This window comes from Ensifer sesbaniae (genome assembly GCF_013283665.1).
In the GTDB taxonomy this organism is placed as follows: domain Bacteria; phylum Pseudomonadota; class Alphaproteobacteria; order Rhizobiales; family Rhizobiaceae; genus Ensifer; species Ensifer sesbaniae.
The window spans coordinates 3265989-3278180 of the sequence record NZ_JABEKU010000001.1 but is presented as its reverse complement, the minus strand read 5'-3'; the positions used below and the strand labels follow the sequence as shown (position 1 = coordinate 3278180).

The window sequence follows — 12192 nt, the reverse complement described above, 5'->3', positions numbered from 1 at the left end:
AGATTCTATGATGCGCTGCGAAAGGACCAGGCCGCTTCGTGACGCAATCGACGGAATGCAGATTTCGTGCCATTTTGCGAGAAACTGTGGTTTCTCGTTTTGTGTCAAAGCCTTGGCGGCAAGTTGCCTTTGCGTGCGTGGCTGAAACTCAGATTTCTCGTGCGCAAAAAATATTCTGGCGTTTCAAGCAAATGCCCAATCGACGCTCACAATTCCTCAAGTGCATCGTTGATGGCTTCGATACCGCGGAGCCGATTTCGACCGGACGTGCCGGCGATTTCGATGCATCGCGTCGTCAGGAGATGGCAGAGCGCCATGACTGAGACGTGATTGAAGAGGGGGCCTGGCGCCAGCGTCTGGCAGCGGAAATGCCATTCCGCCTGATTGAGGAAGGGCACACCCTCGTCGGTGATATAGAGCAGCCGTGCGCCGGCCTTTTCCAGCTGTGCGAGCAATGGCTCCATCAGGGAAACGCGTCGACGCAGGCCGAAGAGGATGACGACATCGTCGCGGTCGATGCTGACCAGATGCTCGCCCAGCGTCTGGCCGCCACCGGGAATGGCCGAGATGTTCTCGATTACCTGCGTCATCTGCCACTGCAGATAGGTGGCGAAGGAATGGCTGGCGCGAAACCCGATGACCCAGACCTTGCGGGCGCCGAGAATGGTGGTTGCCGCTGCCGTCACCTGGGTCTCGGAGATGGCGAGGAACGTCGCCTCGATGTTGGCGACCCCTTGCGCCACATGCGAGGAAAGCGACTGCTCGCCGCCGCTGTCGGTGGCGGTGGCCAGGAAGAGGCGCGAACCGGTCTGCTTGTCGGCGCGGGCATGGCGGCGCGCCTCCTCGTAATTCTCGTAGCCGAGGCGCTGGATGAAGCGCGAGACGGTCGCCTTCGACACATGCGCCAGCGCCGCCAGTTCCTGGGCCGAGTAGCTCGCGATCTCGCCGGGAAAATCGCAGAGAAAGTCGCCCAGCCGCCGTTCGGCAGGATGCAGTTCCGGCAGCACCTGGCGGACGCGCGTGAGGAAGGAGCGTTCTTTGGGGCTCATGTCGATTCCATGAAACTGTCGTTTCACGGCAATCTCTGATTTTCGCGGCGATATTGCAAGCGAGGCGGGCGGGCGCCGCCTCGCTTTCAACTGCGGCCGGGGCGGCGGCGCAAGCGCCACTGCGCCCACGGCGTCAGTATTTCGCGGGCACGTAGAGTTCCGGCGGCAGCACCTTGCGCTCGTAGTCCGGGTTGAAGACGCGCTCGGGCAGGGTGATTTCCTCGTGCGGCACCTCCTCGTACGGGATCTGCGTCAGAAGGTGGTCGATACAGTTCAGCCGGGCACGTTTCTTGTCGTTGCCTTCGACGATATGCCAGGGCGCTTCGGGGATGTTGGTGCGGGCGAAGGTCTCTTCCTTGGCCTTGGTATAGCTTTCCCAGCGCACCCGCGACTGCAGGTCCATCGGTGAGAGCTTCCACTGTTTCAGGGGATCGTGGATGCGCACCAGGAAGCGCATCTGCTGCTCTTCGTCGGTGATCGAGAACCAGTACTTGACGAGCCGGATGCCCGAGCGGACCAGCATGCGCTCGAATTCCGGAACGTCGTTGAAGAACTGCTCGACCTGGTCTTCGGTGGCGAAGCCCATGACCCGCTCGACGCCGGAGCGGTTGTACCAGGAGCGGTCGAAGAGCACGATCTCGCCGCCGGCCGGCAGGTGCGGCACGTAGCGCTGGAAGTACCATTGCGTCTTTTCACGGTCGGAGGGTGCCGGCAGCGCGGCGACGCGCACGACGCGCGGATTGAGCCTCTGGGTGATGCGCTTGATTACGCCGCCCTTGCCGGCGGAATCGCGCCCCTCGAAGATCACCACCACTTTTTCCTTGTGGTAGACCACCCAGTCCTGAAGCTTGATGAGCTCGGCCTGCAGCCGCAGCAGCGTACGGAAGTAATCGATGCGCGGGATCGATGGCGGGTGGTTCTTGCGGTAGATCTTGCGGATCTCTTCGGAGAGCGCAGGTTCGGAAAGCTCGAGTTCGTAGTCTTCGTCCAGCGTGTCGGCCAGTTCCGCCTCCAGCCAGTCGTGCATTTCGATCCCGTCGTTCGATCTGTTCATCTGACCCTCCGAATACAGCGCGTCCGGTGGCAGCTTTGTGCTACTATCGCCCCTGCATGTTTCCTTAAAGTGTCTCCCATTTGAGGAAACATGCAGTATTTCAAAGTGCTACAGCGACCTTAGCGCGTCCAAGAGACGCGCGGCGCTGTAGTCGGCTTATTTCACGGTCGCATGAAGGGAATTTGACGCCGGGCTTTCGCGCGCCGATTGTCCCTATTCCTTGAGATACCAGCCCCACGGTTCGTCGGCGTCGAAGCTGGTGATCTGCTTGGTCTCGAGATAGTTCGAAAGGCCCCAGCGGCCGAGTTCGCGGCCGATGCCCGACTGCTTGTAGCCGCCCCAGGGAGCCTCGGTGAAGGTCGGCTGCGAGCAATTGATCCAGACGATGCCGGCGCGAAAGGCGCGGGCCACACGCTCGCAGCGTTCCCTGTCGGCCGACATGACCGCCGCCGCCAGCCCGAAGCGGCTGTCATTGGCCATTCGGATTGCATCCGCCTCCTCGCGGAACGGCTTGACGCAAACGACCGGGCCAAAAATCTCCTCGCGCCAGACGAAGCTGTCCTCGCGCATGTCGGTGAGCACGGTCGGCTCGAGGAAATAGCCGCTGTTGAGGCCGGGCGGGCGGCGGCCGCCGGCGGCGACCGTGGCACCGTCCTGGCGGGCGCGGTCGATGGCGCCGAGGACCTTGTCATACTGACCCTGGGAAACGATCGGCCCGAGGAGCGTGCCGTTCTCGAGGCCGTTGCCGATGGTGATCTTCGCGGCCTCCTCGCACAGGCGTTTGACGACCGCCTCGTAGATCTCTTCCTCGACGAGTACGCGCGAGGTCGCCGAACAGACCTGGCCCTGGTTCCAGAAGATGCCGAACATGATCCATTCGACGGCCTTGTCGATGTCGCTGTCGGCAAAGACGACGAAGGGCGATTTACCGCCAAGCTCGAGGCTGACATTCTTGATGTCTTGGGCGCCGGCCATCATCACCTTGCGGCCGGTCACGACAGAGCCGGTGAAGGCGAGCTTGTCGAGCAACGGATGCTCGGTGAGCGGCTGGCCGGCGTCCGCGCCGGTGCCGGTAACGATGTTGAGCACACCGGGGGGCAGGCCGACTTCCTCGGCGATGACGCCGAGTTCCAGCGCCGTCAGCGGCGTCAGTTCCGAGGGCTTGAGCACGATGGTGCAGCCGGCGGCCAGCGCCGGCGCCACCTTCCAGGAGACCATCAGCAGCGGGTAGTTCCAGGGGGTGATCGCACCGACGACGCCGAGCGGTTCGCGCACGGCGCGTGCAGTGAAGCGGCTGTCGCCGACGGCGATCGTCTCCTCCGGATTGGCGTCCATTTCCTCGGCAAGGCCGGCATAGTAGCGGAAGCAGCCGGCGGCATCGTCGATGTCCCAGAGTGCTTCCGGCAGCGGCTTGCCGTTGTCGGTGACCTCGAGCCGCGCCAGCGCGTGGCGCTTCTCCTCGATCTTTGCGGCGATCGCCCGAAGGAAAGCAGCGCGCTCGGTACCCGCTAGCTTCGGCCAGGGGCCGCTGTCGAAGGCAATCCGGGCAGCCTTCGCCGCCCGGTCCACATCCTCGTAGGTTGCTGCCGGCGCACGGTGGATGACCTCCTCCGTCGCCGGGTTGACCACGTCGAGCGTGCCGCCGCGCCGCGGCTTTTCCCATTTACCGTCGATGAACAACCGGTCCTGCATGCCATACCCCTTTTTAGCCCGGACCGAGTATGGCCAGACTAAGCCGATCGCGCCAGCCGCAAGTTACGGCCGCCGTTGATCTTTTTGGCTCGGTGCGGCCATCTGGCGGTCCGCGATCCTCCCTCGCCATCCGAGGAAGGGCAGGACCGGCAGGACGGTACAGGCACTGGCAAACAGCCAGAATTGCCCGAGGGACATGAACCCGCTCGTATGCATCGCTCCAGACAGCACGCCGATGGCAAGGCTCAAGTCCATCAGCGGCAGGGTGAGAGCGTAGAACACCGTCTGGCGCTCCAGAGACAGGCATCGCTGCACCAGGGTGAAGTAGGCCGCGAAGGCGACCATCTCCGGTATGCCGCCGATAATCAAAAGCGCCATGGCCGTACCGTGGTTGGGCGCGAAGATCAGTGCGAAGGTCGAGATGCCCTCGAGCAGGCTTGCGACGAGATAGGCAATCAGCAGTGTGCCCATATCGTTCAGCGCCCTTGCCAGCCGGTTTGAGACGAGGGCGCCGAGGAGGGCGCCCAAACCTTGGGCGCCGAGCAGAACGGTCCACATCTCCGGCCCGAGGTGAAACTGGTCGCGGTTGAGCCAGAACAGGAACGGCTGCAGCGCGCCAAGCGAAACCATGTAACCAAGGGCCGGGAGGAGCAGAGCCCAGAGCAGCGGATTGTCGCGCATGATCGCGATTGCCTCCTGCCGGAAATTCAGCGTGCCGGAGACCGACGGCGCGCGGGGCGGCTGGTTGCCGGCATGGCGCAGCAGGAGACTTGCCGCGACGACATGGGCGAGCGTCAGGGCGAAAAGGGTAGTCGAAATAGAGGTTGCCGCCGCTGCGATGCCAGTTGCCGGCGGGCCGAAGATCTTGGCGAAGCGGTCGATGGCCTGAAAGGCTGTATTGGCTTCCATGTTGCGGCCGGGCGGAACGGATGCGGCGCGAAGCGCAAGCAGGCCTGGCGCGATCACCGTATCTGCAAGGCCGATGAGGATGACGATGGCTTGGAACGTCATCGCATCCGGCGCAAGCGCCAGACCAGGGATCGCTGCCGCAATGCCCGCGATTGCGCAGAGGACGGGAATGCGTGGGCCCGTGCTTCGGATGAGCGCAGTGGCAAGCGGCGCAAACAGGAGGCGCGGCAGAAGGCGAAGCACCAGGCTGCCGATCAGTTCCGCGCCGGCGCCGAAGCGTGCCGCGACGATGAGCGGCAAGGCGGCAACGAGCATCCAGGAGCCGAAGGAATGAACGACGAGAACGAGGCTGATGCGCCGAAAGGCGGCTGAGCCCCAAAGGTTTGACGTGGTCATGACGAGCCCGAGAGCAGGCAGTCGATCCGGGTACCTCTTTCAAAAGAGGGGTGGGCGGATCGATGCGAACGAAATCTGTCCGCTCAGTTGGCGGACGGTTTTGGGCTCACAACTGCAAGCCCCGCCTTGCGGGGCAAATCAGGCCATCAAATGGGGTTCGCTCGACATGATCAGCCATCTACCATGCGCGCTTCTCGTGTGACAAGCGCGCAACACGGCGGTTGTGGCCGCCGCGTCGGTTTTCGGATGTCCTGCCATCGCGTTTCGAGGAACATTTCGCCTGCCTGGCAGATGGCGCCAGCCTTGGTGGTGAAAAGACGATGGATCTCACGGCCTATCTGGAGCGGCCGCACATTCTCGTCTCGCTGCGCGGCGATGCCGGCAACGAAATCGACCTGGCGCTGGCGGCCGCGGGACACAAGCGCCGCATCGCGCTGGCGCTGCCCCATTGGAGTGCGGCGCCTGGGCTCGTGCGCGGAACCGACCTGGTGCTGACGGTGGCGCGTCGCATCTTGCCGCAAGACGCGAAGATCGGATCATTGGTCGTCTTCGAGCCGCCCTTCGCCATCCTACCCTTTGCTTTTCGGCAGATCTGGCACCGGCGACGCGACGGCGACCCCGGCCATCGCTGGCTCCGGGATTTGATTACCCACATCCTCGCGCCGCCGGAGGCGCCTTCGGCCAGCGCGCCGTCCTGAAAAGCGTGATCCTGAAAATGAAAAGGCCCGGTCGGCGGTGCCGACCGGGCCTCTCGTGGATCTTTTTCGCGTCAGTCGTGGCTGACGCCCTGGATTGCCGAAACCTGCCATTCCGCACCGGGCTTGCGCACGAAGGTCCAGAGCTCGACCGCTTCGGTCAGATTGTCCGGATCGCCGCTGATCACCTTGCCGGTGGCACGGTCGCGCATCACGTCGATGCTCTCGTAACGCATCGCAACGGTCGCGTAGTCGGTCCCGTTTTCAGACCAGGCTTCGGCGACATCGCCCTGGACGAGATGCACGTCGCGCACATCGTTCTTGACGCCGCTCGTCGCGTTGTCGCTGAGTTCTTCGGCCAGATAGGACATGGCCTCCGGCGTCGTCAGCCGACGCAATGCGCCGTAGTCCTCCGCGGCGTAGGCCGCCTGCACGTCCTTCAGCATCTTTTCGAACTGGTCGAGGTCAGACTGCTGGACGCCGATTTCATCGGCGGGACCGTCAGTAACCGGCGCCGGCGCCGGTGTTGCAGCCGGGCGCACATTTGCCTGACCACCCGCCTGGCCGCCGCCGATGCTCGGGATCTTGAACGAGGGCGCGCCGGCCGAGGACGGCTGACCCGACGAACGCTCGGCCGGGCCGGCATAGGCCGTTTGCTGGCCGCGGCCGAAGAAACGCATCGCGAGCATGATCAGGCCGCCGATCAGAAGCATCTGCACGATCAGGCCGAGGAAGCCTGCGGCGCCGCCGAGACCGTTGCCCATCAACATGCCGATCAGGCCGCCGACCATCAGGCCAACGAGCAGCGATCCGCCGAAGCCGTTGAAGAAGCCGGGACGCCTGTTCGGCTGGTTAGCGGTGGTCGGGCGCGTTTGGCCGGCCGCCGGGTTGGTCGTGGTCGGGCCGGCGTCCTGGCGCGGCGTCATCGAACGGTCGATCGGCGCGGCGTTGGTCGGCGCGGTACGGGTGACGGGCGGCTGCGAGAAGGTGCGGGTACCGCGGCTGCCGAAGCCGCCGCCCGAACGCCGCGCTTCGGCGACGTCCACAACGGTCAGCGCGACGGTCAAGCCGATCGCCATCATTGCCAGAGCTCGTCCAAAACGCCCAAATCGCTGCATTGCTATCAAAACCCCTAATCTTGCTTGGGCCCAAAACTGAGCCATCGGCATCCGATATAGGGGCTCAGACCCTGAGATTTAAGCTTTCCGCATCGCTTTTCGGCCAGTTTACCGTTATCCGCCGCCGCTCCCTTTGCTGAATCCGATCTGGAAACAGCACCTTGGGGTTCGATGCGACGCGTTTCCTGATGCAACCGCTGCACGCTTTGGCTGGATTTGCTCTATCGATTGGCCGCCAGGATCATCGTCGCCGCCTTTTCGGCGATCATGATCGTCGGCGAGTTGGTGTTGCCCGAAGTGATCGTCGGCATGATCGAGGCATCGGCGATGCGCAATCCCCTAAGACCGCGAAAGCGCAGTTCCGGATCGACGACGCTTTCCGGATCGGCACCCATGCGGCACGTGCCAACCGGGTGGAAGATCGTCGTGCCGATATCGCCGGCCGCACGTTTCAGATCGTCCTCGGACTCATAGGAGGGACCCGGCTTGAACTCGACCGGATTGAAACGGGCGAAGGAGGGCTGCTTGACGATCCGCCGCGTCAGCCGGATGGCGCTGACGGCGACGTTGCGATCGGCTTCGGCGGTCAGATAGCGCGGCCGGATGTCCGGTGCGGCGGCGAAGTCCGGACCTTTCAGGTGCACCGAGCCGCGGCTTTCGGGCCGCAGATTGCAGACGCTGGCGGTGATCGCCGGGAAGGAATGAACCGGTTCGCCGAACTTGTCGAGCGACACCGGCTGCACGTGATATTGCAGGTCGGGCGTTTCCTTCTCCGGGCCGGACCTGGTGAAGATGCCGAGCTGGCTCGGCGCCATTGCCATCGGTCCGGAGCGCCTGAGCAGATATTCAAGCCCGATCGACGCCTTGCCGAAAAGCGAGTTCGCCTTCTCGTTGAGGGTAGGCACGCCGGTGACCTTGTAGGCCATACGGAGCTGAAGGTGATCCTGCAGGTTTTCGCCGACGCCCGCGCGTTCGTGACGAAGCTCGATGCCGTTTGCCTGCAGCACGTCGCCGCGGCCGATGCCTGAGAGTTCGAGGATGTGGGGCGAACCGATCGCGCCGGCGGAAAGCACGGTTTCGCGGCTGGCGCGGGCGCGCTTGACCGTGCCGTCGTGCTGGAACTCGACGCCGGCGATGCGGTCACCCTCGATGATCAGCTTGCGCACATGCGCCTTGGTGAGAACCGTCAGGTTGCCGCACTTCTGCGCCGGGCGAAGAAATGCCTTTGCCGTGTTCCAGCGGATGCCGGAGCGCTGGTTGACGTCGAAATAGCCGGAGCCTTCATTGCTGCCGCGGTTGAAATCCGGCGTTTCGGGAATGCCGGCTTCGGAGGCTGCCTTCTGGAAAGCATCGAGAACCGCCCAGCGCACGCGGGCCTTCTCCACCCGCCATTCGCCGCCGGCCCCGTGCATCTCATTGGCGCCCTGATAGTGGTCCTCCGATTTACGGAAGAGCGGCAACACATCGTCCCAACCCCAACCGGTGCAGCCGAGCTGGCGCCAATGGTCGTAGTCCCGGGCCTGGCCGCGCATGTAGATCATGCCGTTGATCGACGAGCAGCCGCCGAGCACCTTGCCGCGGGGATAGCCGAGCGAGCGGCCGTTGAGGCCTTCTTCGGCGGCCGTGGTGAAGCACCAGTCGGTGCGCGGATTGTTGATGCAATAGAGATAGCCGACCGGAATATGGATCCAGTGATAGTTGTCGCGGCCGCCGGCCTCCAGCAGCAGCACGCGATGCCCTCGGTTTTCGGAAAGGCGGTTGGCAAGCACGCAGCCGGCGCTACCCGCTCCGACGACGATGTAGTCGAACGTGTCCATGGGTTCTCTCTCGATATTCGGGGCTCGATCCGTCAGTGATCGGGATCGGGCGGTGGCTTCTTCCCGGCCGCGGCGCGGGCGAGAAGAGTCCAGCTACTGTCTGTGTTCAAAACCGAGTTTGCGGCCGAGCCGCGAATTATAGAACTCGCCGACGATGCCGCGACGGAAAACCAGCACGCAGACCATGAAGACGAGGCCGGTGATGATCGTCACCGGGAATTCCGAGGTCGCGAGATAATTCTGCAGCGTCACCACCAGCCCGGCGCCGAAGAGCGGGCCGATCAGCGTGCCGATCCCGCCGAGCAGCGTCATCAGGATCACTTCGCCGGACATCTGCCAGCCGACGTCCGTGAGCGTCGCGAACTGGAAGACCAGCGCCTTGACGCCGCCGGCAAGGCCCGTCAGCGCCGCCGACATGACGAAGGCGGCGAGCTTGTAGTTGCGCACGGAATAGCCGAGCGACACGGCGCGCGTCTCGTTCTCGCGGATCGATTTCAGGATCATGCCGAAGGGCGAATGGATGATGCGCCAGATGATGGCGACACCGATGACGAAGACGCCGAGCACGAAATAGTACATGTTCGTCGACTGGCTAAGATCGATGAAGCCGAAGAGGTGGCCGCGCGGCACGGACTGGATGCCGTCCTCGCCCTTGGTGAATTCCGCCTGCAGGCAGAAGAAATAGAACATCTGCGCCAGCGCCAGCGTGATCATGGCGAAGTAGATGCCCTGCCGGCGGATCGCCAGATAACCGACGATCAGGCCGAGCGCCGCCGCGCCGACGACGCCGACGAGGATGCCGAGCTCCGGCGGCAGGCCCCATTCCTTGACCGCGTGTGCGGTAAAATAGGCCGCGCCGCCGAAGAAGGCCGCATGGCCGAAGGAGAGCAGGCCGGTATAGCCGAGCAGCAGGTTGAAGGCGCAGGCAAAGAGCGCGAAGCAGAGGAGCTTCATCAGGAAGACGGGATAGAAGAACAGAGGCGCCAATATGAGGAGTGCCAATCCTATTCCCAGGAACAGGGTCTGGGTGACGATCGGGCTCTTTTCCTTCGGTTTTTCGATGTCGAGTGTCAGTGTCATATCAAGCATCCCGGCCGAAGAGGCCTGCCGGCCGTATCATGAGAACGATGGCCATGATCACGAAGATCACGATGTTGGAGGCCTCCGGATAGAAGACCTTGGTCAATCCCTCGGCGACACCGAGCAGGTAACCGGTGACGATCGCGCCCATGATCGAGCCCATGCCGCCGACCACCACCACCGCGAAGACGACGATGATGATGTTCGAGCCCATGAGGGGCGAAACCTGGTAGATCGGCGCGGCGAGCACGCCGGCAAGAGCCGCAAGGCCAGCCCCCAGCGCATAGGTCAGCGTCAGCAGGAACGGCACGTTGATGCCGAAGGATTGCACCAGGACCGGGTTTTCGGTGGCGGCGCGCAGATAGGAGCCGAGCTTGGTTTTCTCGATCACCAGCCAGGTGCCGATGCAGACGATCAGCGAAAAGACGATCACCCAGCCGCGATAGATGGGCAGGAACATGAAGCCGAGATTGGTGCCGCCGGCAAGCGCCGCTGGCGTCGCATAGGGCTGGCCGGATGCGCCGTAGAGGTAGCGGAAGGTGCCTTCGATGGTCAGCGCCAGGCCGAAGGTGAAGAGCAGGCCGTAGAGCGGATCCAGCGTATAGAGCCGCCGCAGCATGGTGCGCTCGATGACCGCGCCGACGAGACCGACGGCGACGGGTGCCACGATCAGCGCCGACCAGTAGCCGATGCCGAAATGCGACAGCAGCATCCAGGCGAAGAAGGCGCCGAGCATATATTGCGCACCATGGGCGAAGTTGATGACCCGCAGGAGGCCGAAGATGATCGCCAGGCCGAGGCTCAAAAGCGCATAGAACGAGCCGTTGATCAGTCCGATCAACAGTTGCCCGAGAAAGGCTTGCATGGGAATTCCGAAGATCGTGCTCATGGTTCAGACTCCCAGCACATCATGCAGCATGTCCATGCGGGTCGCGAGTTCCGCGACCGGGAATTCGCCGACCATCTGGCCATGATCCATCAGGTAGAAGCGGTCGGCGACCTTGCTGGCGAAGCGGAAGTTCTGTTCGACCAGAAGCACGGTCATGCCGCGCTGCTTCAGGGTTTTCAGCACGTCGCCGATGCGCTGGACGATGACTGGGGCAAGTCCTTCGGTCGGCTCGTCGAGCAGCATCATGCGAACGCCGGTGCGCAGGATGCGGGCGATCGCCAGCATCTGCTGTTCGCCGCCGGAAAGCTTCGTGCCGGGGCTGCTGCGGCGTTCGTAGAGGTTCGGGAAAAGCTCGAAGATCTCGTCGATCGTCAGGCCGCCCTTGGCGACCGCCGGCGGCAGCAGCAGGTTTTCATGGACCGAAAGGGTCGAGAAGATGCCGCGCTCCTCGGGGATGAAACCGAGGCCGCGATGGGCGACCCGGTGCAGCGGCACTTTCATCAGGTCTTCGCCGGCAAAGCTGATCTCGCCCTTGCGCTTGCGCACGATGCCCATGATCGAGCGCAGCGTCGTCGTCTTGCCGACGCCGTTGCGACCGAGAAGGGTGACCATCTCGCCTTCGCCGACCGTCAGGTCGACGCCGTGCAGGATATGGCTTTCGCCGTACCAGGCATTGAGGCCGGAAACTTTCAGGAGCGGTCTCATGTCAGGCCTCCTCGGTGCCCATGTAGGCGGTGCGCACGCGCGGATCCGCCGACACCTTCGCATAGTCGCCTTCGGCCAGGATCTCGCCGCGCTGGAGCACGGTGACGTGGTGGCAGAGCGTCGAGACGACGGAGAGATTGTGCTCGACCATCAGCACGGCGCGTTCGCGCGCGACCTCGCGGATGATCTCGGCGACCATGCCGACATCCTCGTGGCCCATGCCGGCCATCGGCTCGTCGAGCAGCAGCACCTTGGGATCGAGTGCCAGGGTCGTGGCGATCTCCAGCACGCGCTTGCGGCCATAGGAAAGGTCGGCGGCAACGGCGTTGCGCTCGCGCTCCAGGCCGACCGATCGGATCAACTGATCGGCCTTGGCATTGAGGCCGTCGAGCGCCGAGATCGGTTTCCAGAACTGGGTCGCAAGTCCGTTCGGCCGCTGCAGCGCGACGCGCACATTGTCGAGCACCGTCAGGTGCGGAAAGACGGCGGAGATCTGGAATGAGCGCACCAGGCCCATGCGCGCCACTTTGTCCGGCGCCGTGCGGGTGATGTCCTCGCCGAGCAGCGTGATCGTGCCGTCGCTCGGCTGCAGGAACTTGGTCAACAGGTTGAAGACCGTCGTCTTGCCGGCGCCGTTCGGACCGATCAGCGCATGCACGCGCGCATGATGGACGTCGAGATTGACGTTGTTGACGGCGGTGAAGCCGCCAAAGTCACGGCGCAGACCGCGGGCGGACAGAACCACCCGCGGCGCGCCATTCGGTTCGCTGACCGGTGCGCTCATTGCG

The 12192-nt window shown here is 63.8% G+C and carries 11 protein-coding genes; 1 reads left to right on the top strand and 10 read right to left on the bottom strand.

The window, feature by feature from the left end; genetic code table 11:
* Window positions 1-206: 206 nt before the first annotated feature.
* From BHMPCIPO_RS15975 to BHMPCIPO_RS15960, 4 genes are all read right to left on the bottom strand, one after another.
* Window positions 207-1049, bottom strand: coding sequence for a MurR/RpiR family transcriptional regulator (locus BHMPCIPO_RS15975; RefSeq protein WP_173517674.1), 843 nt, complete (start codon window positions 1047-1049; stop codon window positions 207-209).
* A 133-nt stretch (window positions 1050-1182) separates the two neighbouring features.
* A complete protein-coding gene (gene ppk2, locus BHMPCIPO_RS15970) occupies window positions 1183-2103 on the bottom strand; it encodes a polyphosphate kinase 2 (protein WP_173517673.1) in 921 nt (306 codons plus the stop codon).
* A gap of 213 nt (window positions 2104-2316) precedes the next feature.
* Entirely contained in the window at window positions 2317-3795 is a 1479-nt protein-coding gene (locus BHMPCIPO_RS15965; protein WP_173517672.1) for an aldehyde dehydrogenase family protein, read from the bottom strand.
* A gap of 63 nt (window positions 3796-3858) precedes the next feature.
* Window positions 3859-5100 (bottom strand): MFS transporter, encoded by a 1242-nt coding sequence (locus BHMPCIPO_RS15960; RefSeq protein ID WP_173517671.1) that lies wholly within the window; start codon window positions 5098-5100, stop codon window positions 3859-3861.
* 221 nt (window positions 5101-5321) lie between these two features.
* On the opposite strand from BHMPCIPO_RS15960, the gene BHMPCIPO_RS15955 reads away from it, so the two are divergent.
* Window positions 5322-5798, top strand: a complete 477-nt coding sequence (locus BHMPCIPO_RS15955; RefSeq protein ID WP_173517670.1) for a LysR substrate-binding domain-containing protein — start codon at window positions 5322-5324, stop codon at window positions 5796-5798.
* 71 nt (window positions 5799-5869) lie between these two features.
* Here BHMPCIPO_RS15955 and BHMPCIPO_RS15950 read toward each other — a convergent pair whose 3' ends face one another.
* The 6 genes from BHMPCIPO_RS15950 to BHMPCIPO_RS15925 all read right to left on the bottom strand — a co-directional run bounded on the left by BHMPCIPO_RS15950 (window position 5870) and on the right by BHMPCIPO_RS15925 (window position 12188).
* A complete protein-coding gene (locus BHMPCIPO_RS15950) occupies window positions 5870-6874 on the bottom strand; it encodes a Tim44 domain-containing protein (protein ID WP_173518193.1) in 1005 nt (334 codons plus the stop codon).
* Between the two features lie 260 nt (window positions 6875-7134).
* Window positions 7135-8730 carry a GMC family oxidoreductase gene (locus tag BHMPCIPO_RS15945; RefSeq protein ID WP_173517669.1) on the bottom strand — a complete coding sequence of 532 codons (1596 nt, stop codon included), beginning with the start codon at window positions 8728-8730 and terminating at the stop codon, window positions 7135-7137.
* Between the two features lie 93 nt (window positions 8731-8823).
* Window positions 8824-9819: a branched-chain amino acid ABC transporter permease gene (locus tag BHMPCIPO_RS15940; RefSeq protein WP_173517668.1), complete on the bottom strand. Its 996-nt coding sequence runs from the start codon at window positions 9817-9819 to the stop codon at window positions 8824-8826.
* Complete coding sequence (locus BHMPCIPO_RS15935; protein WP_173517667.1) at window positions 9812-10699, bottom strand: branched-chain amino acid ABC transporter permease; 888 nt, start codon at window positions 10697-10699, stop codon at window positions 9812-9814. Before BHMPCIPO_RS15935 ends, BHMPCIPO_RS15940 begins: the two co-directional genes overlap by 8 nt.
* 3 nt (window positions 10700-10702) lie before the next feature.
* Window positions 10703-11404 (bottom strand): ABC transporter ATP-binding protein, encoded by a 702-nt coding sequence (locus tag BHMPCIPO_RS15930; RefSeq protein WP_173517666.1) that lies wholly within the window; start codon window positions 11402-11404, stop codon window positions 10703-10705.
* A gap of 1 nt (window position 11405) precedes the next feature.
* Window positions 11406-12188, bottom strand: a complete 783-nt coding sequence (locus tag BHMPCIPO_RS15925; RefSeq protein ID WP_173517665.1) for an ABC transporter ATP-binding protein — start codon at window positions 12186-12188, stop codon at window positions 11406-11408.
* Window positions 12189-12192: the final 4 nt, after the last annotated feature.